Genomic DNA, 20,670 nt, shown 5'->3' with positions numbered 1-20,670 from the left:
GTTCGTGTGTGCCGGCTACGCCCGGCGATTAACTGCGATAAAAGACCACCCTTGCGGGCGAGTGCGGTTCTTGCCCTTTTTAGGAGGGCGCGACCATCCCGACCCGAACCGGCTGGTGCCGGACCCGGGAGCGAGGCGAGGACGCCAGAAACAGGCAAGGACGGACGATGGCAACCCCCGTGACCGCCACTCCCGCGACCGCCGCTGCGATGGCCGCCCCGATGGCCGCCCCGATGGGCGCCCCTTGCCGGGTCGACTGGGTCGACACCGCCAAGGGCCTCTGCATCCTCATGGTGGTGCTCTTGCACTCGACCTTCGGGGTCGAGCAGGCGGTCGGCCGCGAGGGCTTCATGCACGCCGTCGTCGCCTTCGCCAAGCCGTTCCGGATGCCGGACTTCTTCCTGATCTCCGGCCTGTTCCTGGCGCGCGTGATCGACCGCGACTGGCGCCTCTACACGGACCGCAAGGTCGTCCACTTCGCCTATTTCTATCTGCTGTGGATGACCATCCAGCTGGTCGTGAAGTCGCCCGTGCTGGCCGCCGAGCACGGCAGCTGGTGGGGTGTGCCGGGCGACTGGGCGCTGGCGCTGATCGATCCGTTCGGCACGCTGTGGTTCATCTATCTGCTGCCGGTGTTCTTCGTGGCGACCAAGCTCGCCCGGCAGCTGCGCATCCCGCCGCTCGCCGTGTGGCTGGTCGCGGCCGCGCTGGAGACCGCCCCGATCCACACCGGCTGGATGGTGCCGGACGAGTTCGCGGCCCGCTTCGTCTACTTCTACACCGGCTTCCTGCTCGCCCCGCGGGTGTTCGCGCTGGCCGAGGCGGCCGCGGCGCGGCCGTGGCTCTCCGTCGGCGGGCTCGCCGCGTGGGCGCTCGTCAACGGCGCGCTGGTGTTCGGCGGGTTCTCCGAGTGGCCCATCGTCTCGCTCGCGCTCGGTCTCGCCGGCGCCTGCGCCATCATCGTGCTGGCGACGCTTTTGGTGCGCAGCCGCGTGTTCGATCCGATCCGGTACTGCGGCGAGCACTCGATCGTCGTCTACCTCGCCTTCTTCCTTCCCATGGCGGCGACCCGCATCGTGCTGCTCAAGACCGGCGTGATCGACAGCGTCGGGCTGATGTCGCTGATCGTGACGGCCGCCGGCATCCTCGGCGCGCTGGCGATGTGGTGGGCGGTGCGCGGCACCCGGCTCGATTTTCTCTTCACCCGGCCCGACTGGGCCCATGTCGCGCCCCGCAAGCGGCCGGCCGAGGCCCGGCTGCAGCCGGCCGAGTAGGCCATGGCCCTGCGGATCGTTCGCCTCGGGACACCCCGGCTGCCGCGCGAAGGCACCCGAATCGGCACGGTGCGTCGGCCGCCGCGCGGCGTCCGCAAGGAGCGTTGGGCCACCGACGACTGGTTCGACACCTGGCTGCCGGAGCTGTCGCCGAGCGCCGAGCTGGTCGCGAAGGCCCATGCCGCGGCGACGGAGGCCGGCTGGAAGGCGTTCGCGCGCGCCTTCCGGGCCGAGATGGGCGAGCCGGCAGCGCGCCATCTCCTCGACCTCCTCGCGACCCTGTCGCACGCCTCGAACCTGTCGATCGGCTGCTACTGCGAGGACGAGACCCGCTGCCATCGCGCGATCCTGCGCGAGCTCCTGGTCGCCCGCGGCGCTGTTCTGGATTGAGCTTCGTCCGCCCCGGCGGCGGGCTGGCATTGGGCTGCGGGAGTGTATAGTTCGGGTCCGCGACGGCGGTCCTCGACCGCTCGATCCTCGATCCTCGATCCCGAATCCCGAACCCGAGCCGAGAATGTCCGCCGAACCGCTCGCCCGCCCGCTGCGCAAGGGCGACCACGTCTTCCTGATCGACGGGTCGTCCTTCGTGTTCCGCGCCTACTTCGCCATGTTCAAGGCGGCGCAGAGCCGGGGCCGCTCCTTCACCCGCTCCGACGGCCTGCCGATCGGCGGCGTGATGGCCTTCTGCAACATGATGTGGAAGATCCTTCGCGAGGGGCTCGATGGCGTGAGCCCGACCCACCTCGCCGCGGTGTTTGACCACTCCGGCAAGACCTTCCGCAACGACCTCTATGCCGACTACAAGGGCCACCGCCCCGAGCCGCCGGACGAGCTGATCCCGCAGTTCCCGCTGATGCGCGACGCAGTGCGGGCCTTCGGCCTGATCCCGATCGAGCAGGAAGGATTCGAGGCCGACGACCTGATCGCCACCTATGCGCGCGTCGCCCGCGAGGCCGGCGCCGACGTGACCATCGTGGCCGGCGACAAGGATCTGATGCAGCTCGTGCGCGACGGCGTCGTGATGTACGACCCGATGCCCGGCAACGAGCGCCGCATCGGCCGCGACGAGGTGATCGCCAAGTTCGGCGTGCCGCCCGAGAAGGTGCCGGACGTGCAGGCGCTGATCGGCGACCCGACCGACAACGTGCCGGGCGTGCCCGGAATCGGCGTGAAGACCGCGGCGCAGCTCATCGGCGAGTACGGCGATCTCGATACGCTGCTGGCCCGCGCGAGCGAGATCAAGCAGGAGAAGCGCCGGCAAACCATCCTCGACAACGCCGAGACGGCACGGCTGTCGCGGCAGCTCGTGCTGCTCGACGATCACGTCGACCTCGTCTGTCCGCTCGACGACCTGCTGCTCGACGGGCGTGACGCGAAGAAGCTGATCGCCTTCCTCAAGGCGATGGAGTTCTCCACGCTCACCCGGCGCGTCGCCGAGGCGCTGGCGATCGATCCCAACGACGTCGACGCCGATCCTGCGCTGCGCGCGGCGCCGAGTTCGGGAACGGCTGCGGACGCGGCCTCCGGGCCGTCGGAGCCCGCGGCCGGCGAGCCGCGCCGCGCCGGCGCCTCCGGCCAGCTCGGCTTCGATCTCGGCGACACGCGGCCGAAGCCGGCGGTGCGGACGAACGGCGGCGGCGACGTCGTGGTGTCGCCCGACCAGCTCGTCGCGGCCCGCAAGGCGGAGCTTTCGACCCAGAAGCTCGACCGCGCCGGCTACCGCACTCTTCACGATCTCGCCGCCCTGAGGGACTGGGTGCTGGAGGCGGTCGACCAGGGTTTCGTCGCGCTCGATCTCACGGTGACGTCGCACGATCCCATGCGGGCCGATCTGGTCGGCTTTTCCATCGCGCTCGCGCCCGGACGCGCCGCCTACGTGCCCTTGGGTCACCGCCGCGGCGACGATCTCCTCGCCGGCGGTGGGCTCGTTCCTGATCAGATCCGGCTCGACGATGCGCTGGCGCTCTTGAAGCCGATGCTGGAGAGCCCGGGGGTTCTGAAAATCGGGCACGACTTGAAGGCCGACCTGCACGCGCTCGCCCGCCACGGCATCACGGCGGTGGCGATCGACGACATCCAGCTCATGTCCTACGTGCTCGACGCCGGCCTCGGCCCGCACGGGCTCGCCGATCTGGCGCGTCGCCATTTCGGCCACGACGCGCTGGCGCTGATCGACATCGCCGGCAAGGGCAAGGCGCAGGTGCCGTTCGAGCAGGTCGAGATCGCGCGCGCCTGCCCGTATTGCGCCGAGCAGTCCGACATGGCGCTGCGGCTGTGGCGGCTGTTTCGCGCGCGGCTCGTCGCCGAACGGATGACGACGGTCTACGAGACCCTCGAACGCCCATTGGTGCCGGTGCTGATGCGCATGGAGCGGCGCGGCATCGCCATCGACCGCGAGATGCTCTCGCGATTGTCCGGAGAACTTGCGCAGAAGGCGGCGGCGCTCGAAGCCGAGGTGCAGGAGCTGGCCGGCGAGCCGTTCAATCTCGGCAGCCCCAAGCAGCTCGGCGACATCCTGTTCGGCAAGTTCGCACTGCCCGGCGGAAAGAAGACCAAGACCGGCGCCTGGTCCACGTCGGCCAATGTGCTGGACGAGCTCGCCGAGCAGGGGCACACGCTGCCGGTGAAGCTGCTCGAGTGGCGGCAGCTGACGAAGCTGAAATCGACCTACACGGATCTGCTGCCGACCTTCGTCAATCCGGAGACGCGGCGCGTCCACACGACTTTCGCGCTCGCCGCGACGACGACGGGGCGCCTGTCGTCGGCGGATCCGAATCTTCAGAACATCCCGGTGCGCACCGAGGAGGGGCGCAAGATCCGGCGCGCCTTCGTCGCGCAGCCGGGGACCAAGCTCGTCTCCGCCGATTATTCCCAGATCGAGCTGCGGCTGCTGGCCGAGATCGCCGACATCGCGGCGCTGAAGACAGCCTTCCAGGACGGGCTCGACATTCACGCCATGACGGCGTCGGAGATGTTCGGCGTGCCGGTCGCCGGCATGCCGGGCGAGGTGCGGCGCCGCGCCAAGGCGATCAATTTCGGCATCATCTACGGCATCTCGGCCTTCGGGCTCGCCAATCAGCTCGGCATCCCGCGCGAGGAGGCCGGCGCCTACATCAAGCGGTACTTCGAGAAGTTCCCGGGCATCCGCGACTACATGGAGGCGACCAAGCTGTTCTGCCGCACGCACGGCTATGTCACGACGCTGTTCGGGCGGAAGTGCCACTACCCGGACATCGGCGCGTCGAACCCGTCGCTGCGCGCCTTCAACGAGCGCGCGGCCATCAACGCCCGCCTGCAGGGCACGGCGGCCGACATCATCCGCCGCGCCATGGCGCGCATGGACGATGCGCTGGCGGCGAGCAGGCTCTCCGCCCGCATGCTGCTCCAGGTCCACGACGAGCTGGTGTTCGAGGTGCCCGAGTCCGAGGTGGAGGCGACCCTTCCAGTCGTGAAGCGCGTGATGGAGCAGGCCGCCATGCCGGCCGTCGCCCTCTCGGTGCCCCTCCACGTCGACGCCCGCGCCGCCGACAACTGGGACGAGGCGCATTGACACTCTCTTCGGCCGGTCGGCTCGCTCCCTCACCCTCTCCCAAAGGGAGAGGGTCGACGCGCGTTGCGCGTCGGGGTGAGGGGTTAGGGCGCCAATTGGAGACCTCGGCACCCCCTCACCCGGATCTCGCGCTATTGCGCGAGATCCGACCTCTCCCCGCTGGGGAGAGGTGAACGCGCCAGCTCCGACTGGCTCAGCCCCGATCGCTTGCGCGCCTTCGCGACCGCGGCCGCCAGCGCGAACTCCTCCTCCAGCGCCTCGTACTCCTGGCGATAGGTCAGATCCTTCATCCACCGCTCGTGAAGATCTCCGATCCTGGTCATCGCAGCCTCCAGTCGGGTCTCCAGCGCCCGCTCACTGTCCCTGCGGCACCGGCTCCGCCGCCGCCACGGTCCGGGGCGTGGCGCGCAGGCTTCTCAGGAACGAGCGATAGGCCGGGTGCTGGGCGAGCGCGTCGCCGCCGGCGGCGATCAGGGCGTCGACCTGGTCGACCGGCAGGCGGAAGCGGGTCGGCACGGCATTGAGGGCGGCGGCGCGGGCGGGATCGAGCTTGTCGAAGGCGACCCGGCCGATGAAGCCGTCGAGGTCGCGGCAGTTCCAGCCCGCCGTGGTGCCGCGCAGCCGCTGCACCTCGGCCATCGAGAGCCCGCAGCGCCAGCGGATCAGCTGACCGCGCCAGTCCTGCAGGCTGAGCTGGAAGGCGCTGTAGCTCGACCACACGCTGGAGGCGAGCGCCGCATTGGTGGAGGCGGCGATCAGCTCGACGCCGGTCGGGCCGTCGAGCGTCTGGGCCCAGGTGCCTTCCGTCACCTGCTCGGAATCGACGACGATGAACAGGATGCGGCGGATGCGGGCGGCGTGCGCGGCGGTGAGCGGGCCGTAGGGCGTGTTCGCCGCCTCGCGGGCGACCGTGAAGCTCGACAGGCCGAAATTGTCGACGACGCCGCCGTCGACCAGCTTGACGTAGCGCATCGAGCCGTCGCGATAGCGGGTCATGCCGCGGGCGACCGCCTTCATCATCGGGCTCGCCGCCGGGTCGTCGCGGGCGCGCGCCATCCAGGCCGGGAGCGGGGCGTCGCACTTGCCCGGGAAGGTCTCCAGCACCACGGGCGCGAAGGCGAGCGGGACGGCCGCCGACGCCGCCACGGCGGAGGAGAGCGGATAGCGGGCGAGATCGCTGCACAGCGCCGCGAAGGTCGACGGCGTGAAGACGAAGGGCGTGCGGTTGTAGAGGTCGCTGGCGTTGATCACCACCTGGGGGCGGCGATGCGTCAGCAGCGCCCCGAAGGTCGCGCCGTCGAACAGGTTGGCGTCGAGCCAGCGGCGGAACGGCGCGTCGCCGTTGACGCCACCCCCGAAGGCGCGGGCGATGTTGCCGAACGACACGGCCGTGTTGAGGGCCGCCTCGGCGTCCTGGATCAGGAAGCGCTCGCGGAAATCCTGGAGCGCGTCGCGCCGGCGCAGGCCGAAATAGGCGGCCGTCACCGAGCCGCCCGACACGCCGGTGACGATGTCGACCCGGTCGATCAGGCTCCGCCCGCGGCCGCCCGGGATGTCGGTGCGGGCGAGCTCCTTCAGCACGCCGAACGAGAAGGCGGCCGCGCGGGTGCCGCCGCCCGAGAAGGCGAGCCCGATCATCACGTCGTCGTCGGGCATGTCGGTGAGGGAGTCGAGGGTCTCGCGCAGCGGCGTCGCGGTCGGCACGTTGGCGGGCAGGTTCTGGACATGGGCGCAGCCGGCCAGGCTGGCGCCCACCAGCGCGATCGAAAGACCCAGACGCCACCCCATCGACGCGATACTCCCCGGCCGGCCCGCCTGATCTCGCTCGAAAACCCGGCCGCTACAAAGCGGTGCAATATGGCACCGTCGTGGTTACGGGGGCTTTACCGGCCGGCCGGTCGCGGCGCCATCCTGCCGCCTCGGGCGAGCCGGCGTCCGGTTGTCGTGCCCGAGGGCCGCGACCGCCGGCAGCAACAGGTGCCGGCGCTTTCGCATCGCGGCGCGCCGGAGACGACGCCGAGCCATGCTGCACAGGCGCAATGCGCCGGCTGCAGAAGACGATACGGGGTTGTTCGCTTGACGGGACCGGCGCGTTCCGGGAACCGTGCCGGCGTGTCGCGCGGCAGATCGACAGAGCGAAGCTCGGGCCGCGCAGGGGAAGTGTGATGGACCACGGCTTCGTTCCGAACGTGTATTTCGGGCTCGACCCGATGGCGGTCTCGACCGTCATTCTCGCGATCACCTATGCGGTGATCATCTGGGACAAGCTGAACCGGGCCATCGTGGCGCTGCTCGGCGCCGCCGTGATGATCCTGATCGGCGTGCTCGACCAGCACGAGGCCCTCAAGGGCGTCGACTGGAACACCATCGGGCTGCTCACCGGGATGATGATCCTGGTGTCGATCTCGCGCCGCTCCGGCATGTTCCAGTATCTGGCGATCTGGGCCGCCAAGAAGGCCAAGGCCAACCCGGCCGGGATCCTGATCCTGCTGCAGATCACCACGGCGGTCCTCTCGGCCGCGCTCGACAACGTGACGACCGTGCTGCTGGTCGTGCCGGTGACCATCGCGATCGTGCGCGAGCTCGATGTGCCGCCCTATCCGTACCTGTTCGCCGAGGTGTTCGCCTCCAACATCGGCGGCACCGCGACCCTGATCGGCGATCCGCCCAACATCCTGATCGGCTCGCTCGCCGGCCTCGACTTCAATGCCTTCCTGATCCATCTGGCCCCGATCGTGGTGGTCGTCATGGCGGCGCAGCTCGGCATGATCCATCTCCTGTGGGGGCGCTACCTCAAGTCGATCCCGGAGCGGCAGGCGCTGGTGATGGGCATGGACGAGCGCGCCGCGATCGAGGATCCGGTGCTGCTGAAGCAGGCACTCGCGGTGCTCGGCCTCGTCATCGTCGGCTTCGTGCTGGCGCGTCCGCTGCATCTCGAGCCCGCCACCATCGCGATCGGCGGCGCCGCGCTGCTGATGCTGCTCGACAACTGGCAGCACCACGCGGAGCACCAGTCCGAGAACGTCCACAAGACCTTCGGCGACGTCGAGTGGATCACCATCTTCTTTTTCGTCGGCCTGTTCATCGTCGTCCACGGCGTCGAGGTCGGGGGGCTCCTGAACCTGCTCGCCCAGAAGCTGGTCGACGCCACCGGGGGCGACCTCGCGGTCGCCGGCTACGCCATCCTGTGGGCGTCCGCCGTGCTGTCGGCGATCGTCGACAACATCCCGTTCGTCGCCACCATGATCCCGCTGATCAAGTCGATGGCGCCGGCCTTCGGCGGCCCCGACGCGATCCAGCCACTGTGGTGGTGCCTGGCGCTCGGCGCCTGCCTGGGCGGCAACGGCACCATGATCGGCGCCTCGGCGAACCTGATCGTCGCGGGCTTGAGCGAGCGCAACGGCGTCCCGTTCCGCTTCGTCACCTACACGCTCTACGGCTTCCCGATGATGCTGGTGTCGATCGCCATCGCCCACGTCTATGTCTGGCTGCGGTATTTCTGACGGTGGGTCATTCCGGGGCGCGGCGAAGCCGCGAACCCGGAATCCAGCCCCGAGTCCGGTGCATGCCGCTGGATTCCGGGTTCGCGGGCCGAAGGCCCGCGCCCCGGAATGACGGCCCTCACGCCAGCCGCGCCACCACGTCATCGGCGAGCGACAGGCAGCTCGTCAGGCCGGGCGACTCGATCCCGAACAGGTTCACGAGACCCGCCAGGCCGTGCTCGGCCGGCCCTTCGACGAGGAAGTCGGCCGCCGGCTCGCCGGGGCCGGTGAGCTTCGGGCGGATGCCGCAATAGTCGGGCGTCAGCGCGCCGTCCGGCAGGGCCGGGAAGTAGGTCCGGATGCTGGCGTAGAACTTTTCCGCGCGGGCCGGGTCGACATCGTAGCTCTCGGTCGCGATCCACTCGACATCCGGGCCGAACCGCATCCGGCCGGCGAGGTCGAGCGTCACATGGGTGCCGAGCCCGCCCTCGACCGGGGCCGGGTAGATCAGCCGGCTGAAGACCGGCCGGCCCGCATACTGGAAATAGTTGCCCTTGGCGAGCACGAGGCGCGGCACCCGCGCGGCCGGGTAGCCCTCGATCGCGCGCGCCAGCGCCTGGGCGCCGAGGCCGGCGGCGTTGACCACGGCGTCCACGGTCAGGCTGCCGGGCTCGGTCCCGCCGTAGCGGACCTCCCAGCCGGCCGGGCCCGGCGTCAGGCCCGTGACCGGTGTCATGAAGGCGACCACGCCGCCGGCATCCTCCAGGTCGCCTTGCAGGGCCAGCATCAGGCCGTGGCTGTCGACGATGCCGGTCTCCGGCGACAACGCGGCGGCGACGCAGGTCAGCGCCGGCTCCAGTGCCATTGCCTCGGCGGCGGAGAGCATGGTCATGCCCTCGACCCCGTTCGCGGTCGCCTGGGCGCACAGCATCTCGATCTTGGCGCGCTCGGCGTCGCGCACCGCGACCAGAAGCTTGCCGCACTTGCGGTGCCGCACCCCGTGCGTCTCCGCATAGGCATAGAGCATCCGGCGGCCGCGGACGCAGTGGAAGGCCCGCACCGAGCCGGGCGGATAGTAGATGCCGGCGTGGATCACCTCGCTGTTGCGCGACGACGTGCCGGTGCCGATCGCGCCGGCGGCCTCCGCGACGATCACGTCGTGCCCGGCCTGCGCCGCCGCCCGCGCCACGGCGAGCCCGACCACCCCGGCCCCGACCACCAGAACCTGCATGTCCCCTCCCGGGCGTCGCCCGTCGGTCCCCGACCGGGCTCGCCCGTCGGCTAACACCCGGCTGCGGGCGGGGCAACGGCCGCCGCCGGCCGGCTGCCGTGCGTCCATCCCCGCAGCAAAATGGGGACTACGGTCCTGTTCGCCCCCTTCCGCGAGCGGCGGGGCATTACCACATTTCTCCCGACGGGTGCGGTGCCGTGACGGGCCGTGCCGAGACAACCCGAGGCGCGCGCGCCTCGACGATGGTCGCTTCGCGCCTTCGGGGCGGGCCGGCCAGGCCGAGGGAGACGTTCATGAATTTCGACAAGTACACCGACCGGTCGCGGGGATTCGTCCAGTCCGCCCAATCGCTTGCGCTCCGCGAAGGGCACCAGCAGTTCGCCCCCGAGCACATGCTCAAGGTGCTGGTCGACGACCCCGAGGGGCTCGCCTCCGGGCTGATCCAGCGCGCCGGCGGCAACGCCCGCCAGGTCGCCCAGGCGGTGGAGACCGCGCTCAAGAAGCGGCCGAAGGTCGCCGGCTCGGGCGCCGGCCAGCTCTACATCGACCCGGCGCTCGCCCGGGTGTTCGACATCGCCGAGAAGGCGGCCGAGAAGGCCGGCGACAGCTACGTCACGGCCGAGCGGCTGCTGCTCGCGCTGGCGATCGAGAAGGATTCGGAGGCGGGGCGGGCGCTCGCCGCCGCCGGAGTGACGCCGCAAAACCTCAACGCCGCCATCGAGAGCCTGCGCAAGGGCCGCACGGCGGATTCCAGCTCGGCCGAGAACGCCTACGACGCCCTGAAGAAGTACGCCCGCGACCTCACCCAGGCGGCGCGTGACGGCAAGATCGATCCGGTCATCGGCCGCGACGAGGAGATCCGCCGCACCATCCAGGTGCTCTCGCGCCGGACCAAGAACAACCCCGTGCTGATCGGCGAGCCCGGCGTCGGCAAGACCGCCATCGTCGAGGGCTTGGCGCAGCGCATCGTCAACGGCGACGTGCCGGAGAGCCTGAACGACAAGAAGCTGCTGGCGCTCGACATGGGCGCCCTGATCGCCGGGGCGAAGTATCGCGGCGAGTTCGAGGAGCGGCTGAAGGCCGTGCTGCAGGAGGTGACGTCGTCGGACGGCGGCATCGTGCTGTTCATCGACGAGATGCACACGCTGGTCGGCGCCGGCAAGTCGGAAGGCGCCATGGACGCCTCGAACCTCCTGAAGCCGGCGCTCGCCCGCGGCGAGCTGCACTGCATCGGCGCGACCACGCTCGACGAGTACAAGAAGCACGTCGAGAAGGACGCGGCGCTGGCGCGGCGCTTCCAGCCGGTCTTCGTCTCCGAGCCGACCGTGCCGGACACCATCTCGATCCTGCGCGGACTCAAGGAGAAGTACGAGGCGCATCACGGCGTGCGCATCACCGACGCGGCGATCGTCGCGGCCGCGACGCTGTCGAACCGCTACATCACCGACCGCTTCCTGCCCGACAAGGCGATTGACCTGGTCGACGAGGCGGCGGCGCGGTTGAAGATGCAGGTCGACTCCAAGCCCGAGGAGCTCGACACGATCGACCGCGAGATCATCCGGCTGAAGATCGAGCAGGAGGCGCTCAAGAAGGAGCACGACCCCGGCTCGCGTGCCCGCCTCGGCGGGCTGGAGGCGGAGCTCGCCGCGCTGGAGAAGCAGTCGGCCGATCTGACGACCCGTTGGAAGTCCGAGAAGGAGCGGCTCTCCGACGCCCAGAAGCTGAAGACCGAGCTCGATCAGCTCCGCGTGGAGCTCGCCAACGCGCAACGCCGCGGCGAGTATCAGAAGGCGGGCGAGCTCGCCTATGGCCGCATCCCGGAGATCGAGCGGAAGCTCGTCGACGCCGAGGCCGCCGAGGGCAAGGGCGCCATGGTCGAGGAGGCCGTGACGGCCGATCACGTCGCCCAGGTGGTGTCGCGCTGGACCGGCGTGCCGGTCGACAGGATGCTGGAGGGCGAGAAGGAGAAGCTCCTCAAGATGGAGGAGGCGATCGGCCGGCGCGTCGTCGGCCAGGCCGAGGCCGTCAAGGCGGTCTCGACCGCGGTGCGGCGCGCCCGCGCGGGGCTCCAGGATCCGAACCGGCCGATCGGCTCGTTCATGTTCCTCGGCCCCACCGGCGTCGGCAAGACCGAGCTGACCAAGGCGCTCGCCGAGTTCCTGTTCGACGACGAGCAGGCGATGGTGCGCATCGACATGTCCGAGTACATGGAGAAGCACTCGGTCGCCCGGCTGATCGGCGCGCCGCCCGGCTATGTCGGCTACGAGGAGGGCGGGGCGCTGACCGAGGCGGTGCGGCGGCGACCGTACCAGGTGATCCTGTTCGACGAGATCGAGAAGGCCCACCCGGACGTCTTCAACGTGCTCTTGCAGGTGCTCGACGACGGCCGCCTGACCGACGGCCAGGGCCGCACTGTCGACTTCCGCAACACGCTGATCGTGATGACGTCGAATCTCGGCTCGCAGTTCATGGTCGACCAGCCGGAAGGCGAGGACACCGACGCCGTCAAGGAGCAGGTGATGGCGGTGGTGAAGGCCTCGTTCCGGCCGGAGTTCCTCAACCGGATCGACGAGATCATCCTGTTCCACCGGCTGGAACGGGCACAGATGGGCCGGATCGTCGAGATCCAGCTCGGTCGACTGCAGAAGCTGCTCGACGAGCGCAAGATCACGCTGACGCTGGATTCGCGCGCAAAAGACTGGCTCGCCGAGAAGGGCTGGGATCCCGCCTACGGCGCCCGCCCGCTCAAGCGCGTCATCCAGAAGGCCGTGCAGGACCCGCTCGCCGAGCTCATCCTGTCCGGCAAGGTGAAGGACGAGGAGAGCGTCGCGGTCACGGCCGGCAAGTCCGGCCTCGCCTTCAACGGCGAGACGGTGGCACGCGCGGCGTGACGGGCGGCGGAAGAGCGTCGCTCCGCGAACCGATATGAAAGACGGCCGGGGATTCGTCCCGGCCGTCCTCTTTACATTTGTCCGTGAAATGGGGCTCGTGGCTCCTCCTCACGTGTTCGGTGACCCCCGCGAGGTCGCCGGTCCACGATAGGCATGCACGCGCTTTCAGTATGCCTGATGCCTTCGTGCGACCAAATCGCCGGTCCGCCACATCCTGCGCGCGAAAATGTGATCGCTAAACGCGCGCCATCCAATTGAGGGATGGTATCGGTTCAATCTATTGTTTCGGCAGGAGCGTTTTTTAAGGCCTCTTGTCGCGGGGGTGGCCATGGAGCTGTCATTTGACGGAATGAGCAGCGCCAAAGCAGGCTATCTGGCACAGGAGCTCGAGCTGGCGCTTCTTAAGGCGGGCCTTCCGTCCACAGCAGTCTCGGTCCAGCGAATCTCAGCGGAAAACATGGATATCGGGACGGTGGTGACGATCGCCGTGGACGCCGTGAGCACGGTGCTCGACGGTTCCGCCGCTGTCGCAACCGTGATTCTGTGCATTCGCGAATTCGCCAACCGGCACGGAGCGAGTGTTAAGGTCAGAAACGGCGAAGAAACGGTGTTGATTTCCCCCGAGACGGTGGACGGGGCGCGTTCGGCGCGTTCCGAAGTGGGTTCCGCGACGAACTGAACTTCCGACGGTCCTGAAAGGAACGTCTGTCGTCGCTCCTAACATCCGGGGCTAGGGCATGGATAAGCTCGGAATTGTCGTTCTCGGTGCGAGCACGTTCGAGTTCCATCCTGACCTGGACAATCCACGGTTTTTGTACTCGGCCCGCGAGTTTCTGAAGGCATTGCGCGGTAACAATGTCGCGGCAGATCGCAAGCCGGAGATTCTCGATCTTTTCGACCGACCCTACGCTCCCGACGAGACGATCGACAGGATCGCCGACTTCGCGAGTCGGCCGCTCGATGGCATCGTGGTCTATTATTGCGGCCACGGTGATGCGCCCCGCGACAAGGAATACAGGGTCTTTCTTCGCAAGAGCAAGCGAGAGCGCCGCAACGCGACGCTTCTAAGCGTGCAGGGTTTGATCCACGATGTGGAACGGGTCGCCATCCGCAAGCAGCTCGTGTTCGTGCTGGACGCGTGCTACTCGGGCGAAGTCATCAAGCAGATGTCCGAGTACATGGATGCGGCGGGCGCCGAGACGCTTCTCCGGCGAGCGTTCGCCGACAGTATCGCCCATATGGGCACCGCGATCGTGGCTGCCGCCGGAGGCGAGCAGCCTGCCCTCGCCAAGCACGAGGATGAACTGACGCTCTTCACCGGCGCCGTCGTGAACTGCCTCCGCGACGGAGTTTCCGATCTCAGCGGGCAACCGACTCTGTCGTGGTCCGACGTTCGGAACTTCGTCGAGACGACGACCCGCGCCCGTCTGGGGTCGGACGCTCCCGTGCCTCAGATTTACAGTCCGGCCGATCACGGCAGCGGCGTTGCCGGTGTGCCCTTCTTCGAGAACAAGGCCCACCGGACGCCGGCGGCGCAGTCTAGCTCGGACAAGGAACTTGTGTATTGGCTGGACATTCGCGACAGCCGGGATCCAGCGGATATCGGCACCTTCCTGCGCAAGTTCCCGACGGGCACCTATGCGCCTCTGGCCCGCATCAAGGTCAGGGAACTCGCTCGCACCCAAACCGATCCCGTCGTGTTGGAGCGGTTCATGCGCGAGCATCCCGCGCTTGCCGAGGCGACCTCATGCCGTCGCCATCTTGCGGCGCTGCGTTGGGCGGTGCTCCGGACGTCCCCTGCCGAACCGACGAAAGGTTCTGCGCGGGAGACGATGATCGATCAGCTTCGCGAGTTCGTTCTCGAATTCCAGGAGATGCCCGAGGGCACTGAGGCCTATCGACGTCTGGCAGAGTTGAGCTGGATCCAACTCGCCGGTTCCACTGACATCAACGTACTCGAGCGGTTTACGAACGAGTTCGAAGATGCGCCGCAAGCTGAAATTGCGAGATCGAAGATAGACGAGCTTCGAACCGCTCGCGGCGGACAGCTCGGTTGGCGAAGCGCATTCAGGAGAGCCGCAAGTTGGTCTGTGCAGTGCATCCGGCGGCCTTACCTCGCGTCGCTGATCAGGTCGCGCCTGGTCGCACCAGTAGGAGGTCTGGCGGCACTAGTCGGAGCGTTCGTCTATTTTCCGCTCATCGTGAACGATGGACCAGCAGTCCCGGAGCTTTATCCGCGAGAGGAGGACGAGCGGATCTTCGCCGGCCTGGGAAGCGATCGAGCGAAGCTTCTGGGGTATGTGAACGGCTGTCGTGGCAAGGCTTGCTGGTTTGTTCCGGATGCCACCGAACGTATTCGGCAGATCGACGAGGACGGAAGGCTCCGGGAGGCCGACCGTCTCGCTTACGTGGCCATCGGCAACGATTCGGTCAAGCTGGCCGCCTATTTGAAGGACTGCGAGACCAAGACCTGTGGTTTTGCGGCGGACGCCAAGGGGCGTCTCGACAAGATCCGCGCCGAGCAACAGGCCCGGGAGGTGGATCGTGCCGCGTATGCGGCGGCGGGGAACGATCCGGTCAAACTGGCCGCCTATGTGAAGGATTGCGAGACCAAGGCCTGTGGCTTTGCGGTGGACGCCAAGGGACGTCTCGACAAGATCCGGTCCGAGCAGCAGGCCCGGGAGGTGGATCGCACCGCATATGCGGCGGCGGGGAACGATCCGGTCAAGCTGGCCGCCTATGTGAAGGACTGCGAGACCAAGACCTGCGGTTTCGCGACGGATGCCAAGGGGCGCCTCGACAAGATCCGAGCCGAGCAGCAGGCCCGGCAGGCAGACCTAGTGGCGTTTTCGACCGCCGGAGAAGATCCGACCAAGCTCCGTTCCTACATCGACGGGTGCCGGGGCAAGGACTGCATGCGCCTGGGCGAAGCGACGTCGCTTCTCGCGGCGGTCGAGAACGAGGTTCGCGCAGCAAAGCTGATCGGGTACGAACCAGCGGCGCTCCAACGCTGTTCTCAATCCTGCCGATTCGCCGCGGCTCGGGTCGAGGCTGACGCATTGTTGAGGGACATTCGACAAGACGAGCAGGCTTATCTCGGTGCGCGCGGGCGCCTCGATGCGTTGAGCGCCTATGCCGCGACCTGTCGCGTCTGCCGTTTCAAGCCGGACGCCAGCCGCGAGATCGCGGCGCTCCAGATGCCGCCTGCCGGGTTCCGACTCTACAGCAATCACGACATCTACGGTGGTGACATCGAGCGTCTTCGCAACAGCGACCTGAATTCCTGCGAAGCAGCATGTCGATCCAACACGGCGTGCCGGGCTTACAGCTTCGATAAATGGAATCGAGACTGCTACCTGAAGTCCGGCACGACGGAGTTCCGTCGAGACCCGCAGTCAGAAGTCGGGATCAAGCGCGACGTCGCCGAGCCGCAGAGATCGAGTTCGGCACTGCGCATCTGTACTTACGGCAATAGCACGCTGTCAGGAAGCGAGATCGCGACGGGGCTCTCCCAAAGCGCCGCCACATGCAGACAAAGTTGCGAAGGCAACGACGCCTGCGCAGGCTATACGTTCTTGGCATCCGAAAGCCGTTGTCGGTTGTTCAGCAATCCGAACGATCGGACATCCAAGCAGCCAAACGCGGAAAGCGGAATCAAGACGCAACGGTCGTGCTCCTGAAGCGGCCGAAGCAGGCCCAGGACGAGGGGCCCACCGACCTCTTGAAGCAAGGCGGTGAGCCCGAATGTCTTCCGCAGGTCCCTCACACGTGCTCCGCCGTCGCGGCCACGTCGGCAGCGTCGTGCTCGGCCTTCTCGGCCGAGCCGACGCCGTTGAAGAAGGCGTTGAGCGCGACCGAGACGATGGCGGCGAGCAGGATGCCGGACTCGAGCAGCGGGTGCAGGGCGTGCGGCAGCGCCTTGAAGAAGTTCGGCGCCACCAGCGGGATCATGCCGAAGCCGACCGACAGGGCGACGATGAACAGGTTGTAGCGGTTGCCCTTGAAGTCGACCGCGGTGAGGATGCGGGCGCCGGTCGCCGCCACCATGCCGAACATCACGAGGCCGGCGCCGCCGAGCACGACGAGCGGCACCGCCTCGACCAGCGCCGACATCTTCGGCAGCAGGCCGAGCATCAGCAGGATCACGCCGCCGGCCGCCGTCACCCAGCGCGAGCGCACGCCGGTGACGCCGACGAGGCCGACATTCTGCGAGAACGACGTGTAGGGGAACGTGTTGAAGATGCCGCCGAGCAGCGTGCCGACGCCGTCGGCGCGCAGACCACGGGAGAGCGCCTTGCGGTCGACGTGGCGGCCCGTCATCTCGCCGAGCGCCAGGAACATGCCGAGCGACTCGATCATCACGACGATCATCACGATGCACATCGTGGCGATCGGCACGAGATGGAACTGCGGCATGCCGAAGTGGAACGGCAGCACCAGCCCGACCCACGGGGCCGACAGCACCTTCTCGAAATGCATCACGCCGAGCGCCGTGGCGAGCGCCGCGCCGGCGACGATGCCGAGCAGCACCGCGATGTTGGACAGGAAGCCCTTGCCCCATTTGATCAGCGCGAGGATGACCAGCAGAACGAAGAGGGCGATGCCGAGCCCCGGGAGCTGGCCGTAGTTCGGGTTCGGGAAGGCGCCCGGCACGCCGTCGACCACGCGGGTGAGGGTGGGCAGCCCGCCGCCGGCCCAGTTGATGCCGACCCGCATCAGCGAGATGCCGATGATCATGATGATGGTGCCGGTGACGACCGGCGGGAACAGCGGCAGGAGCCGGCTGATGAACGGCGCGATCACGATGCCGAACACGCCGGCCGCGATCACGGATCCGTAGATGCCCAGCAGTCCGATGTCGGGCTGCGTCGCCATCGCCAGCATCGGGCCGACCGAGGCGAAGGTGACGCCCATCATCACGGGCAGCCGGATGCCGACTCCGGGGAAGCCGATGCACTGCACCAGCGTGGCGAGCCCGCAGGCGAACAGGTCGGCGCTGATCAGGAAGGCGACGTCCTCGGGCGGCAGCTTGAGGGCGCGGCCGATGATCAGCGGCACCGCCACGGCGCCCGCGTACATCACCAGGACGTGCTGCAGGCCGAGCGTGATCAGTCGTGGTGCGGGTAGGATTTCGTCGACGGGATCGATAGCGCGCTGCAAGGCTTTCCCCCTCGTTGACAGGCGGGTCCGGCACCGTGGTCGAGCGTGGGCCGGACTTGCGAGCGCACGGAAACGACGCCGCACTGCACTGCGGTGCAGCGACGACGTGCGGTCCGAGAACCGGCGCGGACCCGGAGAAGCACTGCCGCAGGACGCGGCAGAACGCCCGCGACGTGATCACGTTTCGGAGAAATTTGCGTCCGAGGATTTACGGAGAGATCACTGACGGCTGGATTGCGCCACGCGCGCGGGGCTCTGGCCCATCATGCCGTTGATCCGGTCGCGCTCGCGCTCGAAGCCCGCCAGCACCGGACCGTCGAGAACGCGGCCGCGCGGCAGGCGCACCCGCATCGGGTCGACGAAGCGGCCGTTGACCAGGATCTCGTAGTGGAGATGCGCGCCGGTGGAGAGGCCGGTCGAGCCGACGAAGCCGATCACCTGACCCTGGCGGACCCGGGTGCCGACGTCCATGCCGCGCGCATAGGCGGTCATGTGGCCGTAGGCGGTCTCGTAGCCGTTGGCGTGACGGATGCGGATGTACTTGCCGTAGCCGGACTCCCAGCCGACCTTCTCGATCGTGCCGTTGCCGGAGGCGAAGATCGGCGTGCCCATCGGGGCCGACCAGTCCACGCCGGTATGCATCTTGGTGTAGCCGAGGATCGGGTGGTGGCGCGACCCGAAGCCCGACCGCATGATGCCGGCGGCGACCGGCTTGCGCACCAGGAACTTCTTCGCGCTCTTGCCGGTCTCGTCGTAGTAGTCGACGACGCCGTCGTCGCTGGATTGGAAGCGGTAGAACCGCTTGGTCTCGCCGCCGACCACGAGGCCCGCGAACAGCACCTCGGACCGGCCGCCGGCCTCGTCCTCGCCCGAGTAGACCACCTCGAACGAATCGCCCGCCTGCGCCTTGCGCTGGAAGTCGACGTCGTAGGAGTAGATGCGGATCAGATCCTCGATCACCGGGCGCGGGATGTTGTTGCGCAGCGCCGTCTCGTAGAGGCTCTGGTAGAGCCGCATGCCGGTGCCGTCGTCGTCCTCCTCGGGCTCCGCGACCTGCTGGGTCATGGCGCTCTGGACGTCGACGGAGACGTACTTGCCCATGTCGGAGAGGGCGACCACTGCCTCGGTGGTCGTCTCGCCGATCAGCACGACGCGGGCCGGCTGGGCGCGGCCGCCGATCATCGGCGACATCAGCACGCGCAGCTTCTGGCCTTCCTTGAGGGCGCCGTCGCGGCCGCGCGACCCCAGCAGGACGGCGATCGCCTTGACGTCGTCCGGCGAGGCGCCGAGCTCCTTCAGCAGCGAGCCGACCGTGTCGCCCTTCTTGACCGGCAGGATGCGCTCGTTGGCGGCGAGGCCGCCGGTCGCCTGCGCCGCGGTCTTCGGCAGCAGCGTGATGTTCTCGGGAACGATGCGGGCCTCGAAGCCGGCATAGGGGTCGATGTCGCCCTCGACCGCATAGGCGAGGCGGGTCGCGCCGGGCAGATCGGCCGAGGCGTAACGGGCCGAGCCGGCGCCGGTCCAGTGGGCCGCCTCGCGCACGCGACCGAGCACGTCTTCGAGCGGCAGCGACACGGCGATGCGGGCGCGCGGCAGCACGCCGGCGAGGTCGCGCGTGATGTAGGAGACCTCGGCGTCCGGCGCGGCGTTGGCCACGTCCTCGCTGGCGGCGCTGGCGCCCGGCTCGGCGATCAGCTTCTGCGGATTGAAGGGCGGGACGCTCGCCGCGAGCTCGGTCGGCGACAGCGACAGGTTGGCGCCGACCCGTACATAGGGCCGCACCCGCACCATCTCGCGGTCGCCGTGGCGGGCCGTGGTCGAGACGCGGATGAGCTGGCGGGAGGCGACGGATTCGGCGACGGCCGGCAGCCGGTCGCCCTTGCGCAGGCCGACGCGCTCGCCCTGGCCGCCGAGCGTGCCGCGCAGGCCGGCCTCGAAACGCTCTGGGCTCGCCGCGAAGTTCGCTTCGCCGTCGAGCGCCGCGAACACGGCGCCGCCCATCAGGGCCGCGCCACACAGGCCGGTGAGGATGGTGCCGGAAAACCATTGGACCGAGATGCGGCGGCGGTCGAGCTCGCCCACCTCTCCGTCGACCGAAAGCGGCGGCTCGTTGCCGAGATCGATGACGGCGGGACCCGATCCCGGCCGATACGACCCGCGCGGCCTACCCTGATCCACGTGCCCCGATCCCCCTCGTCGAGCCGCCCTGGCGGACCGCTCACCATCCGGTTCCGCACCGCCCCCCGGCGGTGAAGCCGACCGCTGTCCGCCTTGCACGGACTCGGCCGAGCCTGCGATCGATCGCTCCGCGGCGACCTTCTGGCGACGGTCTTGCGGTGCGCGATCGTCGAATCCGGATGGAACCCCTTACCCGTAGGTGACCAGAGGCCCGAATTTTGTGGCCGCAATGCGGCTCGGACGCCGCGCCGACGCACGCGCGGCCGCCGTCGTGGCGCCGGCGCAACACTTTCGGCTGTCTGATGGTTTTCCGCTCGGCGGTTCGGATTAACCATCCACCTCTGACGGGCGTCTTCGCGATGCGGGACGGGCGGACAGGGTGGTCGCCTTCGACCGGTGATGGGGTGGTTGCGGGGAGTTGCTCCGTCGTCGCGCGACGGCGCGCCAGCGCCGCGCCCGGACCGTTCCCCGTCTGTCGAGAGCTCGCGCGGTCACGGGCCTATCGTCCGAGCGCGCGGACTTGCCGGGACGCGACGCCGAACGAGGCCCCGCAAAGCCTCGGGCCCAGCGGGACTCTGGCCCTCGTATTTCCGGAGGCGGCTTGGGCGCGCCATAGCAGTGCCTCGCCGCGGCCGTCGGGCCCGGCGCGCCACTGACGTCATCGGCCTGCTGCCGTCAGGTCGGGAGGCGATCCTGCATCGTCGCGGTGGCCCGCTCAACGGGCTCGCGGTGATCGATTTTTCTCGCAGGCGTCCCGCGGACGCCGCTCGGTCAGGGCTCCTGACTTATCTCCAGCCCATTGAAAAAACAGCGTAAAACCGGAGGACGAAAATTCTGCGAAATCGGTGTTGACTTCCCGGGGGCAGGGGAGCATAAAACGCCAGTTCACGGGCCGCCGCCGCCT

Annotated in this window: 12 protein-coding genes; 7 read left to right on the top strand and 5 right to left on the bottom strand. The window is 68.6% G+C overall.

Features of this window, described 5'->3' with window-relative positions; genetic code table 11:
- Window positions 1-209: 209 nt before the first annotated feature.
- The 3 genes from ABTU92_RS17255 (at window position 210) to polA (ending at window position 4,824) form a co-directional block, all read left to right on the top strand.
- Complete coding sequence (locus ABTU92_RS17255) at window positions 210-1,274, top strand: acyltransferase family protein (RefSeq protein ID WP_408092816.1); 1,065 nt, start codon at window positions 210-212, stop codon at window positions 1,272-1,274.
- Between the two features lie 3 nt (window positions 1,275-1,277).
- Window positions 1,278-1,664: a DUF488 domain-containing protein gene (locus ABTU92_RS17250; protein WP_408092770.1), complete on the top strand. Its 387-nt coding sequence runs from the start codon at window positions 1,278-1,280 to the stop codon at window positions 1,662-1,664.
- Between the two features lie 124 nt (window positions 1,665-1,788).
- Complete coding sequence (gene polA, locus ABTU92_RS17245; RefSeq protein WP_408092768.1) at window positions 1,789-4,824, top strand: DNA polymerase I; 3,036 nt, start codon at window positions 1,789-1,791, stop codon at window positions 4,822-4,824.
- Window positions 4,825-4,955: 131 nt separating this feature from the next.
- Here polA and ABTU92_RS17240 read toward each other — a convergent pair whose 3' ends face one another.
- The gene (locus ABTU92_RS17240) at window positions 4,956-5,147 is read right to left on the bottom strand and encodes a hypothetical protein (protein WP_408092766.1); all 192 of its coding nucleotides are present in this window, start codon (window positions 5,145-5,147) and stop codon (window positions 4,956-4,958) included.
- A gap of 31 nt (window positions 5,148-5,178) precedes the next feature.
- Entirely contained in the window at window positions 5,179-6,612 is a 1,434-nt protein-coding gene (locus ABTU92_RS17235; RefSeq protein WP_408092764.1) for a patatin-like phospholipase family protein, read from the bottom strand.
- A gap of 377 nt (window positions 6,613-6,989) precedes the next feature.
- Between ABTU92_RS17235 and ABTU92_RS17230 the strand changes: the two genes are divergently transcribed.
- Window positions 6,990-8,327 carry an SLC13 family permease gene (locus ABTU92_RS17230; protein WP_408092762.1) on the top strand — a complete coding sequence of 446 codons (1,338 nt, stop codon included), beginning with the start codon at window positions 6,990-6,992 and terminating at the stop codon, window positions 8,325-8,327.
- Between the two features lie 118 nt (window positions 8,328-8,445).
- Here the strand turns inward: ABTU92_RS17230 and ABTU92_RS17225 are convergent, their stop codons facing one another.
- A complete protein-coding gene (locus tag ABTU92_RS17225; RefSeq protein ID WP_408092760.1) occupies window positions 8,446-9,537 on the bottom strand; it encodes an NAD(P)/FAD-dependent oxidoreductase in 1,092 nt (363 codons plus the stop codon).
- A 293-nt stretch (window positions 9,538-9,830) separates the two neighbouring features.
- Between ABTU92_RS17225 and clpB the strand changes: the two genes are divergently transcribed.
- From clpB to ABTU92_RS17210, 3 genes are all read left to right on the top strand, one after another.
- Window positions 9,831-12,428, top strand: a complete 2,598-nt coding sequence (gene clpB, locus ABTU92_RS17220) for an ATP-dependent chaperone ClpB (protein WP_408092758.1) — start codon at window positions 9,831-9,833, stop codon at window positions 12,426-12,428.
- A gap of 328 nt (window positions 12,429-12,756) precedes the next feature.
- The gene (locus ABTU92_RS17215; protein WP_408092756.1) at window positions 12,757-13,107 is read left to right on the top strand and encodes a hypothetical protein; all 351 of its coding nucleotides are present in this window, start codon (window positions 12,757-12,759) and stop codon (window positions 13,105-13,107) included.
- 58 nt (window positions 13,108-13,165) lie between these two features.
- On the top strand, window positions 13,166-16,108 hold the full coding sequence (locus ABTU92_RS17210) for a PAN domain-containing protein (RefSeq protein WP_408092754.1): 2,943 nt from the start codon (window positions 13,166-13,168) through the stop codon (window positions 16,106-16,108).
- A gap of 82 nt (window positions 16,109-16,190) precedes the next feature.
- Here the strand turns inward: ABTU92_RS17210 and ABTU92_RS17205 are convergent, their stop codons facing one another.
- Complete coding sequence (locus ABTU92_RS17205) at window positions 16,191-17,588, bottom strand: nucleobase:cation symporter-2 family protein (protein ID WP_408092752.1); 1,398 nt, start codon at window positions 17,586-17,588, stop codon at window positions 16,191-16,193.
- A 219-nt stretch (window positions 17,589-17,807) separates the two neighbouring features.
- The gene (locus tag ABTU92_RS17200; RefSeq protein ID WP_408092750.1) at window positions 17,808-19,766 is read right to left on the bottom strand and encodes a M23 family metallopeptidase; all 1,959 of its coding nucleotides are present in this window, start codon (window positions 19,764-19,766) and stop codon (window positions 17,808-17,810) included.
- Between the last annotated feature and the right edge of the window lie 904 nt (window positions 19,767-20,670).

The sequence above is a fragment of the Rhodoplanes sp. SY1 genome (genome assembly GCF_046000175.1).
In the GTDB taxonomy this organism is placed as follows: domain Bacteria; phylum Pseudomonadota; class Alphaproteobacteria; order Rhizobiales; family Xanthobacteraceae; genus Rhodoplanes.
The sequence above is the reverse complement of the archived record's forward strand: the minus strand, read 5'-3'. Positions and strand labels throughout refer to the sequence as shown.